The 18998-nt window shown below is 53.5% G+C and carries 10 protein-coding genes; 8 read left to right on the forward strand and 2 right to left on the reverse strand.

Annotation, left to right across the window (positions count from 1 at the left end; translation table 11 throughout):
- Window positions 1-164 precede the first annotated feature (164 nt).
- From PAEVO_RS22430 to PAEVO_RS22440, 3 genes are all read left to right on the forward strand, one after another.
- Entirely contained in the window at window positions 165-6434 is a 6270-nt protein-coding gene (locus tag PAEVO_RS22430; RefSeq protein ID WP_100539749.1) for a 5'-nucleotidase C-terminal domain-containing protein, read from the forward strand.
- A 361-nt stretch (window positions 6435-6795) separates the two neighbouring features.
- The gene (locus PAEVO_RS22435; RefSeq protein WP_100539750.1) at window positions 6796-7284 is read left to right on the forward strand and encodes an RNA polymerase sigma factor; all 489 of its coding nucleotides are present in this window, start codon (window positions 6796-6798) and stop codon (window positions 7282-7284) included.
- 68 nt (window positions 7285-7352) lie between these two features.
- On the forward strand, window positions 7353-8270 hold the full coding sequence (locus tag PAEVO_RS22440) for a hypothetical protein (RefSeq protein WP_243390900.1): 918 nt from the start codon (window positions 7353-7355) through the stop codon (window positions 8268-8270).
- A gap of 135 nt (window positions 8271-8405) precedes the next feature.
- Here PAEVO_RS22440 and PAEVO_RS22445 read toward each other — a convergent pair whose 3' ends face one another.
- Window positions 8406-9281: an AraC family transcriptional regulator gene (locus tag PAEVO_RS22445; protein WP_100539752.1), complete on the reverse strand. Its 876-nt coding sequence runs from the start codon at window positions 9279-9281 to the stop codon at window positions 8406-8408.
- A 153-nt stretch (window positions 9282-9434) separates the two neighbouring features.
- Between PAEVO_RS22445 and PAEVO_RS22450 the strand changes: the two genes are divergently transcribed.
- On the forward strand, window positions 9435-10754 hold the full coding sequence (locus PAEVO_RS22450) for a sulfatase-like hydrolase/transferase (protein WP_165789735.1): 1320 nt from the start codon (window positions 9435-9437) through the stop codon (window positions 10752-10754).
- Between the two features lie 117 nt (window positions 10755-10871).
- Here the strand turns inward: PAEVO_RS22450 and PAEVO_RS22455 are convergent, their stop codons facing one another.
- Entirely contained in the window at window positions 10872-12788 is a 1917-nt protein-coding gene (locus PAEVO_RS22455) for a beta-N-acetylhexosaminidase (RefSeq protein WP_100539754.1), read from the reverse strand.
- A 445-nt stretch (window positions 12789-13233) separates the two neighbouring features.
- Here PAEVO_RS22455 and PAEVO_RS22460 point away from each other — a divergent pair, with 445 nt between their 5' ends.
- The 4 genes from PAEVO_RS22460 to PAEVO_RS22475 all read left to right on the forward strand — a co-directional run bounded on the left by PAEVO_RS22460 (window position 13234) and on the right by PAEVO_RS22475 (window position 18971).
- Window positions 13234-14247 (forward strand): LacI family DNA-binding transcriptional regulator, encoded by a 1014-nt coding sequence (locus PAEVO_RS22460; RefSeq protein ID WP_100539755.1) that lies wholly within the window; start codon window positions 13234-13236, stop codon window positions 14245-14247.
- A gap of 158 nt (window positions 14248-14405) precedes the next feature.
- Complete coding sequence (locus PAEVO_RS22465) at window positions 14406-16076, forward strand: ABC transporter substrate-binding protein (protein ID WP_100539756.1); 1671 nt, start codon at window positions 14406-14408, stop codon at window positions 16074-16076.
- Between the two features lie 141 nt (window positions 16077-16217).
- Window positions 16218-18128, forward strand: a complete 1911-nt coding sequence (locus tag PAEVO_RS22470) for an ABC transporter permease subunit (protein ID WP_243390901.1) — start codon at window positions 16218-16220, stop codon at window positions 18126-18128.
- 12 nt (window positions 18129-18140) lie between these two features.
- A complete protein-coding gene (locus PAEVO_RS22475) occupies window positions 18141-18971 on the forward strand; it encodes a carbohydrate ABC transporter permease (protein WP_100539758.1) in 831 nt (276 codons plus the stop codon).
- The last annotated feature ends 27 nt before the right edge of the window (window positions 18972-18998 follow it).

The raw sequence follows: 18998 nt of genomic DNA on the forward strand, positions 1-18998 counted from the left end.
TGTAAGACAAATAGAACCTCTGATATGCCTATGCCCCTTTAGGGTTAGGTCTATCGGAGGTTTTTTTACATCTAGCATACTTTAGGTTAGTACTCTCAAAACATATCTGGTATATATAGTTAATAAGGCTAGAAATTTAATAGAATAGAGGAGTGAAAACCTGAATGCGCATTCGATTACATAGGTGGCAAAAGCAGCTAAGTATGTTTATGGCTATCGTTATGCTCCTGAGTATCATCGTTCCTTTCAGTCCCGTGAAGGTAGCGGAGGCTGCTCCCCAACATGACCAGGTTGTGATTAGCCAGGTGTATGGGGGCGGTGGGAATAGCGGGGCCGTTTTTACGCATGACTTTATCGAATTGTTCAATCCGACAGGCAGTCCGATCGACCTGACAGGCTGGAAGGTGCGTTATGCAAGCGCAGCAGGCACTTTTAACAACACGACCTCTTTAACTGGTACCATAGAACCTTATGCCTATTATTTAATCCAACAACAGAGTAGCGGCTCGGTAGGTGGTTCGCTGCCGACAGCAGATGCTGCAGGATCATTGCACCTTAGCGGCTCTAACGGCAAGGTGGATCTGGTAAACGCCGCTGGCGATCGCATTGATCTCATTGGCTATGGATCTGTTTCAGAATCTGAGACGAGTCCGACCGCTGCTTTATCCAGCAGCACGGCAGCGATTCGCAAGGAATTGACCTTTGGTCAAAATGATCGCGGGCTTGACACGGATAACAATGCGGCGGATTTTACCGTTACGACGCCAGATCCTCGGAACAGTGCGAGTCCCGTTACGCCGGTCACGCCTGGCTCGGGCCTAGGAGGGGTAACGGCTAATCCGGAGCCTAATGCCTGGCCAGCCGGAACGGAGATTACGCTGAATCCGCCTACGGTAGGCGCTTCCGTTTATGCGGATGTGTATTTGTCCGGCGGGAACGGGTCCGGCTTCCAGCTCGTCACCGGCCCGATCATCCTTAACGAGCCTACGCGGGTGGATGCCTATGCAGTCCAGGATGGTTTACCGGATGGACCGGTCTCCTCGTTCCAATATGATATTTTAACGCAAACGTCCGTCGCTGATGCCCGCAGCAAGGCAAAAGGCGAGCATGTGTGGACGGAAGGCATCATTACGCATATCGAAGGCAGAGAAACCTACATTCAAGATGACACGGCCGGTATCGTGCTCTATGATTACCCGCTTAATGCCAGCGTTGGCGACCGGGTGAGCGTGGCCGGCGTGATGGAGATTTACAACAATCTTCAGGAGATCAAACCGCACGCCTTGCTGCCGCACGACGTAACGGGGAACCAGGTCGGAGTGCCGCAGGCTCTCCCAATTACCGGAGCTGATCTATCTGCAGCTGCAGGGGAGAATTATGAGGCAAGACTAGTCTCCCTGAATGATGTCACCATCAAGTCCGAGAATAGACCTGGAGAATACACAGCCGAGCAAGGCGGGCATGAATTCATCATTTATTCGGGCTTGTCCAAGCTGAAGACGGTAAAAACCTTCAGCCGCGTCACGGGCGTGGTGAAGCAGTTTGGAAACATCTATGAGCTGATCCCTTTAAGCGAGGATGCCTTAATCGAAGAGATGTTCTCCGTGATTGCAAGTCCCGGTGCTGGTCCGATTATTACCGGGGGGACGGTGACGCTGTCCAGCCCAACGCAAGGGGCTAGCATTTATTATACGCTCGATGGATCGGTTCCGACGCCATCAAGCACATTATATAGCTCGCCGATTCAGATTGATCAAGATACAACCATCAAAGCCATTGTCGTCTCGGGTGCGGATGTGAGCAAGGTATACGAATTTGCTTACCAAGCTACTCAGCAGCCGCGCATCGCAGATATCCAGGGCGAGGACCATGCTTCGCCGTATAACGGACAGACGGTAACCGATATTGAAGGCGTTGTAACCCAGTACGGTTATACGTTCTCTAACGGCAGCATTAAGGGATTCTATATCCAGGATCCGAAGCCTGATTCCAATCCGAATACCTCGGACGCCATTTTCGTGTATTCCACGGATCCAAACCGGCCTCAAATCGGAGATCTGGTGAGCGTAGCCGGTAAAGTGGCCGAGTATAACGAGGGAAGCTCCAGCAACCTGACATCGACCCAAATCGAGATGCAATCGTTCAAGAAGCTGGATCAGGCTCAGCAGCTGCCTGAACCGGTTACCTTAGGGAAAGGCGGACGCCCGATTCCGGCTGCCATTATCGATAACGACGGCATGACCACGTTCGATCCGGACGAAGATGCCATCGACTTCTACGAATCTCTGGAGGGCATGTTGGTCAGACTTCCGCAGCCAACGATCATTAGCCCCTATTGGACAAGCAGCGGAACCTACAACATTGCGACCCGGGTCGAAAATGATGTCGCCGATGTCATTACGCCAGCGGGCGGGCTGGTTCTGAAAGAGAACGGTAATTTCAACCCGCAGCGTCTCTTGATTGCTTACGGCAATCCGGGTCAAGAAGTGGGCACCGGCGATACATTTGCCGATGATGTGATCGGCGTAATTGGTTATAACAGTGGCAATTTCAAGGTGATTCCGGCTAAAGGCGAATTGCCTGCAATCCACAGCAGCTCTTTTAAGCAAGAGGTATCCACGCTCGACGTGAAAGACGAACAGCTCAGAGTAGCGACGTATAATATCGAAAATTTCAATCCGGGCGTAAGTTCCGCCAAAATCAACAAGCTGGCGGAGTCGATCGTAAACAACATCAAGTCCCCGGATATTATTGGTCTTGTCGAAGTACAGGATAACAACGGGGAGCAGAACAACGGAACTACCGCGGCTGACCAAAGCTACCAGGCTTTGATAAACGCCATCAAGGCAGCGGGAGGACCCGCGTACAGCTTTACCGACATCGATCCGGTGAATAATAATGACGGGGGAGCGCCTGGAGCGAACATTCGGGTCGGGTTCCTCTACAACGCGGAACGTGTCCAGTTATCGGACAGCGTTCAGGGCAAGAAAGGATCCCCGACGGAATCCGTTGCGTATGATGCGGCGAAGGATCAGTTAACCCTGAATCCGGGACGGATCGATCCGCTGAATGCGGCATTCAACGCGTCGCGTAAGCCTCTGGCCGCGCAGTTCGAATTCCAAGGGGAAAAAGTGATCGTCATTGCGAATCATTTTAACTCGAAATCCGGAGACCAAGGACCTTTCGGCAATACCCAGCCGCCGGTTCTCTCCAGCGAAACGCAGCGCCATCAGATTGCAGCCGTCGTGAACGGATTCGTGAAAAGCGTTGTGTCTGCTAACCCAGATGCGAACGTCGTCGTGCTGGGGGATTTGAATGATTTCCAATTTACCGAAACGGCGAACATTTTGAAAGGCAACGAATTAGATAATCTGATCGAGAAGCTTCCGCCTGCGGAACGATATACGTACACATATGACGGAAACTCGCAGGTGCTGGATCATATTCTGGTCAGTAAGAACCTGACCCGCTCTACGCAAGCCGATGTCGTGCATCTGAACGCCGATTTCCCGGCCTCCAAGGGCCGCGTATCGGATCATGATCCGGTTGTCGCGCAGATCGACCTGAAAGGAGAAGCCGTGAACGGCTTCCCGCTTACGATTTTGCATACCAATGATACGCATGCCAATCTGGACACCGTAAGCTCGCCGGATAACATTGCGCGCCGGGTTACGGCAATCAAGGAAGCCAAAGCGAATGCGGTCAACCCTCTGCTCGTGGATGCAGGGGACGTATTCTCAGGCACGCTGTATTTCAATCAATATTTGGGACTTGCCGATCTGGAGTTCATGAATTTGGTTCAATATGATGCCATGACCTTCGGTAACCATGAGTTCGATAAAGGATCCGAGGTGCTGAACGATTTCATCGAGCATGCGGAATTCCCGTTTGTTTCCTCGAACGTGAATTTTTCGGCCGATGCTTTATTGACCCAGAAATTCAAGAATGAAGCGACCCGGGATGCCAAGGATGCAACCATCTACCCGGCCATCATCATGGAGGTAGACGGGGAGCAGGTTGGCCTCATTGGACTTACAACCGAAGACACGGCCAACATCGCTTCGCCTGGAGACGTAACTTTTGAGAATGCGGTGCAAAAGGCAAAAGACACCGTAGCGATGCTGCAGAAGGAAGGCATCAACAAAATTGTCGTGCTGTCGCATCTCGGATATGACGTGGATGTCAACCTTGCGAAGGAAGTCGAGGGCATCGACATCATCGTGGGCGGTCACAGTCATACCAAGCTGGATCAGGCGGTCGTGGACCGTTCGGACAGCGAACCGAAGCTGATCGTGCAGACAGGTGAAAAAGGTCAATTCTTAGGTCAGCTTGAGGTCGTATTTGACGACGAGGGTGTTCTGCAGGAATGGAACAGCAGCCTCATTTCCGTTGACGAGAAAGATAGCGCCGGCCAATACGTGATACAGCCGGACCAAGAGGCGCTGCAAATTCTGAATACCAAATATAAGCCGGGTGTGGAGCAGTTAAAACAAACGGAGGTTGGCACGACCGAAGTGAAGCTGAACGGCGTCCGCGCCGATGTCCGTACAAAGGAAACGAATCTCGGCAATCTGATTGCCGATGGCATGCTGGATGCGGCGCAAGCCGCCGGCACGAATGCGGTCATCGCCCTGCAGAACGGCGGCGGCATCCGCGAATCCATTGAAGCAGGCAAAATCACGATGGGTGACGTCATGACGGTGCTTCCGTTTAACAATGATCTGGTCACGATCACGTTAACGGGCGCCGAGATTAAGGAAGCCATGGAGAACGGGGTTTCCAAGACGCCTGCTGCGGATGGCCGCTTCCCGCATATCGCGGGTATGAAGTTCTTCTATGATTCGACCAAGCCGGTTGGGTCACGCGTCCTGCGTATCGAGGTGAAAGGCAAGAACGGATACGAACCGATCGACATGAATAAATCGTATGAGGTAGCGACGAACGCATTTACCGCTAAGGGCGGCGACTTCTATGCATCGCTCGAGAAGGCCTACCTGGAAGGGCGAGTGAACTTGCTCTATAAGCCTGACTATGAAGTATTCTCGAACTACGTAAAAAAAGTAGGCACCATCACAGCCAAGACCTCCGCCGTCGAAGGACGGATTACGGACTTAAAAGGAGCGCCGCTTCCGGGAGGACCTAATCCAGGAGGGCCGGGAGAGCCTGGACCGGGGAACCCTGGGAACCCGGGCACGCCTGGTACTCCAGGTCCGACGACACCTCCCGTGAATCCATCGAATCCTGGCACGACACCGCCAGCCGAACCAGGCAAGGTAAAGGTTCCTGTTAAGGTGGAGAACGGTGCGGCGGCAGGCAGCGTGAACGGAGCCGCCATGAAGGAAGCCCTGAAACAGCCTGTTGGCGGAAAAGTTACCGTAGAGGTAACCAGCACGCAGCCAATCTCTTCTTCATCTATTACCATCGAGAATGAAGCGCTGCGGGCATGGATTGACCAGACAAACGCGCAGGTGCTGGTGGTAGCAACGCCTTACGGAAGCTATGAGCTTCCGAAGACGGAGATCGATCTTCAGGCGCTGGCGGCCCAAGCCGGCTCGGACATTAGCGGCCTTCAGTTGGTCATTCAGCTTGCAGTCGATGCGGATGCCCTGAAGTCAGCGGCGTCCAAAGGATATCATGCGCTGCAGGCCGTGAATTACAACGTAACCGTGAAGTCCGGCGATGGCAAGACCATCATGCTGGACGCATTCCAATCGTATGTAAAGCGGTCCCTGAATGTCGACAAATCGCATGCTTTGACGGATATCGCGGTTGTTCGGGTGGACGGAAACGGCATATACACGCCGATTCCATTTAAGGTGAACGGCCAACGTATCGATATCTATAGCCGAACCAACAGCACATACCTGGTGTTGCAGAACCCGGCAACGTTCCAGGACATCGCGTCGCATTGGTCGAAGGGTGAGGTTGAATCGCTTGCGGCCAAAATGATCGTAACCGGGCGCACGGAGCAGACCTTTGTTCCGAACGCTCCAGTCACTCGGGCCGAGTTCGCAGCGCTTGTCGTCCGGGCATTGGGACTTTCTGCAGACGCTGCGTCAGGCAGCTTCCAGGACGTGGCTTCATCCGACTGGTACGCGGGAGCGATCCAGGCAGCCGTCGATGCCGATATCATTACCGGCTACACGGACGGCACGTTTAAGCCGAATCGGACGATCACGCGTGAAGAGATGGCCGTGATGGCCTACAACGCGCTGGAGTATGCCGGATACACCCCCGTCGACGCAGCAAAAGCCCATTTTGCCGATGCGTCCTCGATCGGTGCTTGGTCTCAGGTGGCGGTGTATGAATTGGCGGGTCTTGATATTCTGAACGGGGATCCGAAGCAGCGTTTCAATCCTAAATCAAATGCCACCCGCGGCGAAAGCGCCGCTGTGCTCCATCGTTTGATGCAGGATTTGACGTATGTAAAATAAACAGGTTCTATAGCGGTTGGATGCATTTTGGGTTAGCCTCTTGGTTATAAACGAGAAGGGGGCGTCCAACAGCAAATCTGCTGAAGAACACTCCATTGATCAACAAAGTGGAAAATAGAATTGGCGGTGCTAAGGATGCGATCCTTGCACCGCCATTTCTTGTTTTTTGTTTCGTTGCACCGCTTCCTTCGTAAATGGGGAGGAACGATTCGTACACGGAGCGTCTCCTAACAGAAAGAGGGAGCACGCCAGATCGGAGAGCTTTTGGGACAACTTCTTCTGTATGCCGAAAAACTTAAAAACAAAATGTGACCGATCCGCGTCCATAACTGTGTTAAGGGTAAAAGGAGGTCTAAAGGCGATGCAGATCGATTCGCTCCGGCCGGGCGGAGATATTACGGAAACCTATGAATTATATGGCGATATGCTTTTTAAAATAGCGATGGTGTACCTTGGGAACAAACAGGATGTCGAAGAAGCCATTCAGGAGACGTTCATTAAATTGATATATAAAGCGCCCGACTTCAGGGACCTGGAGCATAAGAAAGCTTGGCTCATCCGGGTGATTACGAACCACTGCAAGAACATGCAAGGGAGCCTGTGGCGCAAGCGGGTAACCAAGATGGAGCATATGAACGATTATTTTGTCGAACCGTTGGAACGGACGCTGATGGATAACGTCATGAGTTTGCCGTTCAAGTATAAGTCGGTCATCCATCTGTTTTATTACGAGGATTATTCCGTTAAGGAAATCGCCGGGATTTTGCAGATTAACGAGTCTGCGGTCAAGATGCGTCTTCAGCGCGGCAGGAAGCTGCTGCGCATGGACTTGGAAGGAGAGGACGATTGATGAATCGGAATGACTACAAATCATTGATAGATCGAATAGAACCTGACAAGGGATTGGAGGAGCGGATTATGAAAGGAATGAAACAAAATCAGCGTCAAACGACAAGAATGAGCCGAATGGGGGTCGCCGGCGTCACCGCGGCCATTATGCTGGGCCTGGTGGTAGTGACTTCGCTGGTATTGAATCTTGAAAACGAGCCAGCGGTCAGCGATATCCCGGTGGTTCAACAAGGGACTGGGGCGAATACCCCGCCAACCGCGAAGGTTGGCCACGATCCGGTAACCATTCCGAAAATCGAGCTTCCGGGCGAGAGCAACGTCAAAGCCGACATGATCGGTTTGGTTGTATACCAGGGCAATATCTACACCCAAACCGGTACGCAAATCACGCCGGAAATCGCCAAGCAGCTGCGGGGCGACAAGCTCGGACGGTCGAAGTCGGGGATTACGGAATGGAGTTCCTCCGATGACTACACGGAGCTTGCTTCGACGATCGGCGAAATGGATATTTTCACGGTTAAGGGATATGACGCCGATTTTAGAATCATGTCCTACATGGAGCATGACGGGGAAGTTTATGCCGAATTGTATGAGCATTTGAACGGGATTACGGTGTCCAAGGGCGAGGATATCATCGGCAAGCTGAATTTAATGGGGAACATGACGTCGGTTAAATGGCAGGATTTTGACAGCTGGAACATGGGCGAGAACAAGCTGCGCGAGCTTTCCGCCGATGCGGAGGTGCAAGCCTTCGTTGAAGCTGTATATGAAGCGAAGCCGATAGCGGCCGAGCCTCTGTTTGAGCAAGGGATCTACGAGACCGGCTCGGGCGAGCAGAAGTTTCTGTATATCCAGCTGCAGGACGGGACAGAGGTACAATTAAGATTGTTTAAGGGCGGCCAATATGTGCGGTATGCCAACGCGCCGGTATTCTTCCAATTGGAAGCCGAGGCGTTTACTACGCTGTGGGAATTGATGGAGGAGTAGAGCGTCTACCTTTTAACACAACGAAAAAGATAATGCAAAAGACTAGAGGCTATCCCTAATCGGATGGCCTCTTTTCGTTGCTGTAGGATCGATAACGGCGATCCCTTTTTTCGTTATCGTATTGGTGGTTCATTGCTATTCGCCTGTCGTTGATGATGGGCGGTTCGCTTTCACGAATGCGCTCGGCGTCATGCCGAAATACCGGGTAAAAGCCCGAGAGAACGTAAATAAATCCGAATAGCCCAGGGATAAAGCAGTCTGCGTGATGCTGGTTCCCTCGGCGGATAACAGGCGGGTCGCTTTCTCCATGATCAACTGCTGCATGTAGCGGGACGGAGAGATGCCGTATCGGCGGGTAAACGCGCGGGTGAAGTGACTGCGATGCACGCCGGCCCAGGCGGCAAGCTCCTCCACGGACAGGTTCTCCGTGCAATGAAGCCCCATATATCCGGGGACGGACTCGAGCCAGTCCGAAGCAGCCGAAGCAGCGGGAAGGTGCTGGTCCCGGTTGGGATCGATGCTGTGGATCAACTGGAATCCCAGCGACATCAGCTGGAGGCTATGGTCCTGCTGGGGCTGCCGGAGCAATCGCTGAATGTCCTTGATGACAGCCAAGGCATCGTCCCTGAAGGCATTTCGTCGATAGGGCCGTTCCGGACATAAATCGACATGGTTCAAAATGGACGGCATCAACTCGCCCATATAGGCCGTCCAGGTGATCATGGTAGACGGCTCGTCGCAGTCCTTGACATACGTATAGACCGAGCCGGGGAAGAGGCAGAAGAGGTCGCCTTCCGAGAGGGAGACGCTGCTGCCGTCCCATCCGAACCGCACCTTGCCGCTGGCAACGAAATGTATACTGTAAAATTCGACGGACCGGGGACCGACTTTTTCGGTGAAAAAGGGGTGGGACCCGGATTTAAATATCCATAATCCCAGTTGTGTCTCAAAGTGAGCCGGGTTGTTAAAGTATTCTTCTCGGGATGGCCGCTGATTCACTGTTAAACTCATGTGTCCTCCTTCCGCCTATAGCGGTCAATTCTTTTGTTACTGCTATGATGCAACATATTGTATAACGATTGCAAGGATGGAGCATTCCGTATTCGTCCGTCAAAAGGTACGATGATGAGGAACAAGTCGAGCATAGTAGAGGTGAATGAAGATATGAAACAACCGAATTTTATCGTGATTTATTGCGATGACTTAGGCTATGGAGATCTTGGATGCTACGGTTCGGACACCGTGAAAACCCCGCATCTGGACGGGTTGGCTGATGAAGGCATTCGTTTTACGAATTGGTATTCGAATTCCCCAGTCTGCTCCCCATCACGAGCCTCTTTATTGACAGGCAAGTACCCGGCCCGAGCGGGTGTCGGCGAGATTCTCGGGGCGAAGCGGGGCTCGCATGGACTGCCTGCAGCCGAGGTGACGTTGGCTAAGGCGCTCAAGCCTGCCGGGTATAGGACGGCGCTGTATGGGAAATGGCATCTGGGCCTGTCCGAGGAAACGAGCCCGAATGCGCATGGGTTTGACGAATTTTTCGGATTCAAGGCAGGCTGCGTCGATTTTTACTCGCATATTTTTTATTGGGGTCAAGCCCATGGCGTCAACCCCCTGCATGATCTGTGGGAGAACGAAACGGAGGTTTGGGAGAACGGCCGGTACATGACCGAGCTGATCACGGAACGATCGGTTGATTTCATTCAGCGGTCGCGGGAGCAGGAGGCTCCGTTCTTCTTGTTTGCGTCGTACAATGCGCCGCACTATCCGATGCATGCCCCGCAGGAATACATGGACCGGTTTGCGCATTTGCCTTGGGATCGGCAGGTCATGGCCGCCATGATTGCCGCGGTGGACGACGGCGTCGGGGAGATCGTGAAGGCGCTGAAGGAAGCCGGCTGTTACGAGGATACGGTCATTTTCTTCTCCAGCGATAACGGACCGTCCTCCGAGAGCCGAAACTGGCTGGACGGAACGGAGGACGTGTATTACGGGGGAAGCGCGGGGATCTTCCGGGGGCATAAAGCAAGCCTGTTCGAAGGCGGAATCCGCGAGCCTGCCATATTGAGCTGGCCGAACGGATGGGAAGGCGGGCAAGTGCGCGATGAGGTGACGGCCATGATGGACATCGCACTGACCTTTTTGGATCTGGCCGGCGTCGATCCGGCGGCAGGACCGCTTCAAGGCGTTACGCTGGACGGAAGCAGCCTGAAGGAGATGCTGCTAATGCGCAAGCCGTCGCCGCATAAGCAATTGTTCTGGGAGTATCAAGGCCAGCTGGCTGTCCGGGAAGGGGATTGGAAGCTGGTGCTGAACGGGAAACTCGATTTTGACCGCGTAGTTCCGGACCAGGTTCACCTGTCCGATCTGTCCAAGGATCCCGGGGAGCGTTCCAACCTGGCGGACCGTTACCCCGAGATCGTGGAGCGGCTTGGCCGGGATGTGCGCGCGTGGTATGAGGAAGTGCAAAGTCACGGATCCTGAGCGTGAATAGAGCATACCATCTAACCCTCAGCGATAAATGCAAAAAAGCCCCGGCAACCGGGGCTTTTTATTATGCTTTTGTGATTGTTATGAGCTGTTAAAGGGCAGCCGGAACTCTTAAAAAGGATTCAGCACATGGTAGAACACGTTCGGCGAAGCCATGCGGTAATAATGGCTGCACCAGCCGACACCCTTGTGATTGTCGCGGTTGGTCGTGCTGAATACCAGCCGTTCCTGCTCCAGCTCCTCGATCCGTGCCGTCCGACCCTCCACGTATTCCAGAATGCGGAACGATGCAGTGTCCAGTCGGGTGATGACGCCGCCATAGCGGATGTCGATGACCTCCCAGCCAAAGGGCTTGAACATCCGGTGCCACTGCGTGCGGTGGGCAATGCGCAGCTCTTGCACGGCTTTGGAGATGGCAGGGAGCACGTTCTTGGCCATATGCCTTAAGGTATCGGCGTCCTTGGCATCATAAGCTTGCTTCAGCAGAATGCCGATTTCGCTCTTGCGTTTGAGGACGGCGCTGAGCTTCTCCGGCATCTCGAACAGATAGTCCAGCTCGGCGCCGCTATCGCGCTTCGCGCGCAGGTTTTGCTCCAGCTCGGCATAGTGGTTCGAGAGGTCCAGGCCTTCGATCTGTTTGTCGAACATCCCGAGGAGCACGTCCTGATACAGCAAAAATTTCGACGGGTTGCTCTGCTTGGCGTTGCTCGGCTCCTGGCCGGGAATCTCGTCCAGATCCTTCAGCAGGAGGAACGCCTCCATGTCGATGCCCGTACAGAATTTCACCCGTTTCGCCAACTGAGCCGGGGAAGGCTCCTGTTCCGAGTAGGCATGCTCAGCATAAAGCTGCAGACCGAGCAGCGCCGCGAACGGATTTCCTTCGTTGCCGTCGTCGCCCCACATCGTGGCGTATACCTCGCGGATTCCTTCCTGCTTGCACACTTGAAGCGCAACATTCGAAGCGTTCAGGGACAACCCGTAGTTGACGCCGAAGGTGTTAAAGATCCAGACGGCTCCGGCAAACACGAGGTTGCAGCCCAGCGGACGGTGATTGGCGATCAGCTTCTCATAGTCCTCCGGCTCCATGTGGGTATAGTCCCAGTACACCATGTCCACATCCTTCGGGATGCGGCGGGCCATATCCTCCGGAATCGAGGTGTCTTTGTCGTAATACGCCGCATCGCCGCCTCCGCCGGCAGCGAGCTTCAGGAACATGTCGCTCCACATCATCGGCTTCAGGCCGCGCTTGCGGACGGCAGCGAGGACTTTGTCCAGATGGGCGATCATAATGTCGAAACGGCTCACATAACCGTTGTGATCCAAATATTTGCCTCGTCCGAGCTCCTCCGCTTCGTCCATCCCGATATGAATCTTGTTGCTGCGGAACGGAGCGCTGGCGGCCTCGATCATCCGTTCAATCAGGGAATCGGTCTGCTCGCTGCCGACGAGCAGGGCCCCCTTCGTATCGCGGTAATGCTTGATGGGCTCCCACTTCAGAAACTCCTCCAGGTGCGCCAAGGTTTGGATGCTTGGGAAAGCCTCGATGCCGAATTGATCGGCATAATCGTCCATCTCTTTCAGCTCCGCCTGCGTGTAGCGACCGCGCATATAACCGAAATACGGCTCGCCTTCGATCTGGTAGGTGTCCTCCATGTACAGCATCACGCTGTTCATGCCCATCAGGGCCATTTTATTCAGCATGAGCTTGAAGCTGTCCACGGTCAGCACGGCGTTGCGGGACAGGTCGAACATCGGGCCGATTTGGTCAAATTGCTGGCGTTCATGAAGGTGGAACGAATCGTTTTGGCGGCTATGTTGAACCAGCAAGCCGAGTCCCCGGAAAAATTGATGTTTTCGTCCGAAACGAATATAGGCGTGGTCCCGGTCCCTGCCGACCTCCAGATCGCCATCGGACAAGGCTACCTTAACGGGGATGCCGTTATCCCCAAGCTCGACGCCAAGCTCATCCAGCAGCAGCTCAATGCCTGGCATGACATCCGTAACAGCGCCCTCGAAACGAAATTTCATATGAAATCCCCCTGCATCCATGATTTTACGAACATTAAACATTATATCATTATAATGTTTAATGTTATGGGAATCGCCGCTGGAAATCAATCCTTAGTTTGGCGAAGGCGGAGGTATTCAATGTCGGCAAGCCTCAAAAGTAACGCAGGTTCGCTGTGCGAGCGATTCTTTTACGTATGCATAAAAAAGAACTTAAATTAGGATTGACACTGCCGATAACCCGGTGTATTTTATATACAAATCGTTTTTGCAAAAACGTTTTGCATCATGAGAACATCGGTCATTGTGTCATTCGGTGATTCTTTCTTCAACGAGATAGCGCCGTAATCGGCTAAGATTTGACAGCGTTTACATATGTGATTTGAACTCCGCATCAATAGTTTACAGCTCTGCATTTTTAGTCTAATCAAATGTTCCCCTATAATTTTGGATAAGGATGATCAGGATGGCAGCAACCATAAAAGACGTCGCCCGGGAGGCTGGCGTAGCGGTTTGTACCGTTTCGTTCGCGGTCAATGGCTCCGCGCATGTGGCGGAGGCGACCAAGAAGCGGATATTCGATGCAATCGAGAAGCTGAACTACAGACCGAACCAGTCCGCGCGCGGATTGGTTACGAAGAAAACGAACAACATCGGCTTGGTGGTCGAGGATACGGTGGATGGTTTGGAGAATACCATTCTCCTTGACGTCGTCAAGGGGCTTGGGGAGGCAACGGGAGACAACAATTACGATTTGCTGCTGTCTTTTCAGAAGCCGAGTACGAATAAATTGGCGGATCACCTGCTGGACGTTTACCGCAAGCAATCGGCGGATGGGTTGATCCTGATGGGCGCGGCCATTAACCAGCCGTATGGGGAGCTGATCAAGAACCGGTTTCCTTTCGTCCTGCTCGGGAGGCCGACGATGCCCGGCGTGTGTCACAGCGTCAATGCGGATAATGAGCAAGGCGCCTATGAAGCCGTTAAATATCTGATCGGCAAAGGTCATCGCCGGATTGCGCTCATCACCCCATGTTCGCTGGAAGTGGATGCCTCGCTGGACCGGTATAACGGCTACCGCCAGGCCATGGAGGAATTAGGCGACGGGTTCGACGAGCGGTTGGTGGAGATCGGTTCCTTCGAAGAAGACAGCGGTTATACGGAAACGGAGAAGCTGCTGAACCGAGTCGATCGTCCTACCGCCATTATCGCCGGACGCGACGTCATAGCGTCCCGCGTCGTCGAGAAGGCTCAGGAGCTGGGTTACAAGGTGCCGGAGGACCTGGCGGTGATCGGATTCGATAACACGGCCGTTTCCCAGTTGGCCCGGCCATCCATTACATCGATTGAGCTGCCGATGCGGCAGATGGGCCTGGAAGCAGCGAAGCTGTTAATGCAGCTGATTGACGGCGAAATTCGTTTTGACGATATTCAGACGATCGTTTTGCCGTGTACCGTCATTGAAAGAGAATCGACCTGAAAACGGATATTTTCGTTGGACGATTCTTTTTTTTGAAGGGTGCAAAAACGTTTTTGCACCCTGTTAACCTTGAAGGGAGTGATGCGGGTCCAATTCAGACATCTAAGACTTCACATAAATGTAAGCGAATTCATTAAACGCTTAGGGGAGTGAACGTCATGATCCATATTAGAAGAATCGTAAGCCTCATTTTGATTTCCTCACTAATCATCATCATCGCAGCGGGCTGTACCAGCAGCGGCCCCAATACCGCTAACCCGTCGCCATCCGAACAGCCTACCCCAACGGATACCAAAACACCAGCCGAACCAGCCGGAGAAGATACGGAGAAACCTAAAAGCGGCACGATCCAAATATCCTTGCGCGGTGCCTCAGCCGAGGTTTGGGGCAAGGTAGCCGACGCTTACATGGCTAAGCATCCGGACGTGAAGGTCGTCGTGGATATCAAGCCGGCCGAGGGCTACCGCGAATGGCTGCAGGCTCAGTTTGCCGCCGGAGAGCCGGAGGCCGATTTTGTGAACACGAATGAAAACAGCGACCTGAACGAAGACCAGAAATTCGTGGACTTCAAGCCTTGGCTGGAGACGGAGAACCCTTACACCGGGGAGATCTGGAAGGAAAGCTTCAACCTGGACGGCATGGGCGTCAATCTGGATGACCCTAACCTGCAAACTTTGCAAGCGCTTAACTTTGAATCGGTTCAAATCCTCTGGATGTACAACAAAGAGATGTTCGAGAAAGCGGGGATTACCGATACCCCTAAAACGTTCGATGAGCTCATCGCGACCTACGACAAACTGAAGGCGGCGGGTTATATCCCGTTCACGATCGGCGGCAACGCGCTCTCCCTGTGGAGCGGTCAGGCGGGCTGGCTCATGCGCATTTATCCGGACCAGTACTTCCGCGATTACGTGGAGCTGATCAAATCAAAGCCGGAAGATTATACGTACATGCCAAACATCGACGATAACTGGAAGTTCGACCTGAGCGACCCGTACAACGATTCCCGTTCCAAAGTATCGACGAACGAGCTGCGGATGTACCAAGCGATCAAAAACAAAGTCGGCCCGTATAAAGTCGAGGGCAATCCGGCCTGGCGCGAAGTCATGACGAATCTGAAAACCTTGTTCACATATGCGCCGGACGGTTTTATGGGCATGTCCGAGGAGCAGGCCTACAAGCTCTTCCTGACAGGCAAGGCCGCAACCATGGTCGCGCTTCCGTCCTCCTATTGGCAGCTTCCGAAGGATTTTGCCGATGCCGAAAAAACGGGAGAGAGCGGCGGCGTGAAATCCTTCGACTTCGGATTCTTTAACATGCCTTCCATGGAAGGGGAGCTGGTCCAGGCTCCGGCAAGAACGATTCACATCTATACCGGCTTCTACGGCTTCGTGAAGAAGAACGCGGAGCAGACCGCCCTGAACGTGGATTTCATGATGTATTTGACCAGCCCGGAAGGATATAAGGTGTACCTGGAAGCCGTCCAGAATTCCAAGGACGCCTCCTTGAACGGGGCACCGCTGCTTAATGACATCGAGCTGCCGGAGGAAATGAAGAAGACGTTCGAATCGTTTGACGCGATCGGGAATACGGAAGGGCTGAACAGCCCGGGCAACGTGCTGGCCCGCGGTCTCCATGACTATCAGCCGTCCGTGCAGAGCTACATCGGCCTAATTTCCAAATACTTCAACGATGAAATCGACGTGGATCAGCTGCTGAAGCAGTACCAGGCGGATATTGACGCCAAATTCGAAGCCATGCTCAAGGAACGCAAAAAAGAACTCTCCGATATCGAGAATCCGGAGCGTCAGCCGCCTGTCAGACAGTAGCATTAGGAGGCTGTAAAAGGCTGTAAAAGGCTGTAAAAGGCTGTAAAAGGCTGTAAAAGGCTGTAAGGCGCAGGACTTCGCCTTCATCGGTGGAGTCCTGCGGGTTCACTTGGCATGGAAGGGAGTGTGAACACGAAGGTGATGAGAACAATATATTCCTGCCTGCTGGCTTCGCTGCTGCTATTTCTATTTGCCCAGCCGATCCATGCCTCTGAGCCGATCTGGACGATGGAGCAGGGTCTTACGATCAAAGCCTTGTCCATATCGGAAGACGGCGAGCTGGTGGCAGTCGGTACGCAGAATGCGAGTGCCATTCTTCTTCAGCGTGACGGCACCCAGCGATTCGAATTCATGGCAAACAACGTCGTGACCGGTGTCGCCCTTCTGAATGACGGCCGCATGCTCGTCTCTTCCGATGACCGGCATCTCTATATGCTGAGCGCTGACGGCAAGGAGCTGTGGAAGCGGGATTTCAAGAAAATGATCAAGAATCTGTCGGCAACGCCCGACGGCAAGCTGACTATCGTGACGCTGCATAACGAAAGTTTGGTGCATGTGCTGGATGAACAAGGACAGACTCTGGGTGAAATTCCGATCGGCATCGCGGTGAAGAGCGCCGCGGTATCCCCGAACGGGCAATGGCTGGCAGCCGGGGCCGCGAACCAGTACGCCTATTTGTTCAATCCTGCCGGCGAGCTGCAATTCCAGACGCCGCTGGAGGGCGACATTCTTCATGCTTCCGTTGCGGATAACGGAACGATGGTGGTCGGAACGTCCAGCAATAAAGCGGTCCTCTATTCGGCGGAGGGCAGCAGGCTTGGCGAATTGTTGACCAAGGATAAAGTGACCTCCGTTCATGTCACCCATGACGGGGAGTTTATCGCGGTAGCGGATTACTCGGGCAATTATTACGTGGCCAATCAAGGCGGCGAATTGTTATGGAGCACGAAGGAGGCCGGGGCCGGCCAGCAAATCCGGTTCAGCAAAGACGGCACGCGGCTCTTCGCAGGCTCGGACAAAGGAGCCGTCTTCCAATATGAAGTCGGCGCCGTACTGGAGCAAGGCAAGCAGGCGGCGATGGTTAAAACCGTGGTGCAGGTGGCGGCCGTGATCGTATTCGTTCTGTTGACGGCACTGTTATTTTTCTGGTTATGGCGCAAAAAGCCTTACATTCTTCACCGGTTGTGGAAGAGCAAACTGGCGTATGCCATGCTGCTTCCCAGCTTTACGCTCCTTATCATATTCCTGTATATCCCGGCGTTCTCCGGCTTGATTCATTCCTTGTACGACTGGAATCCCGGGGCAAGAAGCGAGTTTATCGGGCTGGACAATTTCAGGCGCATGGCGAATGATCCGTACGTCACCAAAGGCGTGGGCAATCTGCTCATCCTCATCGTCACCGGATTGTTCAAGGCCCTTATTCCGCCGCTGATCGTGGCGGAGCTGATCTATCATCTGAGAAGCAAAAGGTCCCAGTATGTATTCCGCACGTTTTTCGTTATTTCCATGGTCATTCCATCCGTCGGCATGCTGCTGGTCTGGCAGGACATGTACGATCCGAACATCGGCCTGGTGAACCAGCTGCTGCGCATGATCGGACTCGGCTCGCTAAGCCACCCTTGGCTGGGAGACCCGAATACGGCGCTGTGGGCCATCATTATGATGGGCTTCCCGTTTGTCGGCATCCTGCAGCTGCTGGTGATGTACTCGGGGCTGATCGCTATTCCGGAAGAAGTGATCGAAGCGGCGAGAATCGACGGCGCCAAACCTTTTCGCATTATCCGGGCGATTCACCTGCCGCTGCTGGCAGGGCAATTCAAGCTGCTGATCGTGCTCGCGCTGATCGGCATCATTCAGGACTTCGGCTCCATCCTGATCGTGACCGGCGGGGGGCCTGCCGACTCGACCTATGTGCCGGCGCTGCAGATGTATTTTGCCGCAACGAAATTCAATGACCTGGGATATGCGTCGGCGCTTGGCGTCAGCATGTTCGCCATCATTATGGTGATTACGGTCATCAATATGAAATTCATCAAAACCAATACGGATTAGGAGGGGAACGGCATGAATGCAAAGGCAAGACTCGTTCGGCAGTCGGCGCTCTATGTGCTGCTTATCGTTTTTGTTGCGTTGACCCTCGCCCCCATCGCCTTCACCCTGATTTCGTCCTTCAAAAATAACGCGCAGATTCTGGGAGGCATCTGGACGATGCCGATCCCGGCGCAGACCGTGAATTATGCGGAAGCCTTCGCAGCGATCTGGCGGTATACCTTGAATACGGTGCTCTATGCGGCGGTGGGCGGCACGCTTGTCGTGGCCCTGTCCGCCGTTGCAGGCTATACCTTTGCCAAGAAAGACTTTCTCGGCAAGGAGGTGCTGTTCATGCTGATGCTGGCCATCATGATGATACCGGGCGTCATGACGCTGATCCCTTCTTACGTGCTGTATGCGAATCTGGGGCTGGTGAATACGCCGTGGGTCATCATTATCAGCGCGGCCGCGGGTGGCCAGATTTTCGGCACATTTCTGTGCAGGAGCTTCATGGCGGGCATTTCCAACGAGCTGTTTGATGCCGCCAAAATCGACGGTGCGGGAGAGTTCGTGGTGTTCACGAGAATGGTGCTGCCTCTGTCCGTTCCCGTTCTCATGACCTTGATGATCATGCAGTCGGTCGGGATCTATAACGATTACATCTGGCCGCTTTTGACCATTAAATCGAACAGCATCCAGATGATTGGCGTCGGGCTTACGCAATTCACGAACCAGTTCGGCATCTCCAACATGGGCGTGGAATTCGCGGCGTACATCATATCGGCGATTCCGCTGGTGCTGCTGTTCAGCTTCGGGATGAAGTATTACATCCAGGGCGTTACGCAAGGGGCTTTAAAAATATAAAACGACGGACCAAATGGAGAGAGATGG

This window comes from Paenibacillus sp. GM2FR (genome assembly GCF_002803325.1).
GTDB lineage: Bacteria > Bacillota > Bacilli > Paenibacillales > Paenibacillaceae > Paenibacillus_AQ > Paenibacillus_AQ lautus.

Excerpts from the sequence above, each read along its gene's own strand:
- PAEVO_RS22430 (WP_100539749.1), top strand. The coding sequence starts at position 165 with ATGCGCATTCGATTACATAGGTGGCAAAAGCAGCTAAGTATGTTTATG.
- PAEVO_RS22435 (WP_100539750.1), top strand. The coding sequence starts at position 6,796 with ATGCAGATCGATTCGCTCCGGCCGGGCGGAGATATTACGGAAACCTAT.
- PAEVO_RS22440 (WP_243390900.1), top strand. The coding sequence starts at position 7,353 with ATGAAAGGAATGAAACAAAATCAGCGTCAAACGACAAGAATGAGCCGA.
- PAEVO_RS22445 (WP_100539752.1), bottom strand. The coding sequence starts at position 9,281 with ATGAGTTTAACAGTGAATCAGCGGCCATCCCGAGAAGAATACTTTAAC.
- PAEVO_RS22450 (WP_165789735.1), top strand. The coding sequence starts at position 9,435 with ATGAAACAACCGAATTTTATCGTGATTTATTGCGATGACTTAGGCTAT.
- PAEVO_RS22455 (WP_100539754.1), bottom strand. The coding sequence starts at position 12,788 with ATGAAATTTCGTTTCGAGGGCGCTGTTACGGATGTCATGCCAGGCATT.
- PAEVO_RS22460 (WP_100539755.1), top strand. The coding sequence starts at position 13,234 with ATGGCAGCAACCATAAAAGACGTCGCCCGGGAGGCTGGCGTAGCGGTT.
- PAEVO_RS22465 (WP_100539756.1), top strand. The coding sequence starts at position 14,406 with ATGATCCATATTAGAAGAATCGTAAGCCTCATTTTGATTTCCTCACTA.
- PAEVO_RS22470 (WP_243390901.1), top strand. The coding sequence starts at position 16,218 with ATGAGAACAATATATTCCTGCCTGCTGGCTTCGCTGCTGCTATTTCTA.
- PAEVO_RS22475 (WP_100539758.1), top strand. The coding sequence starts at position 18,141 with ATGAATGCAAAGGCAAGACTCGTTCGGCAGTCGGCGCTCTATGTGCTG.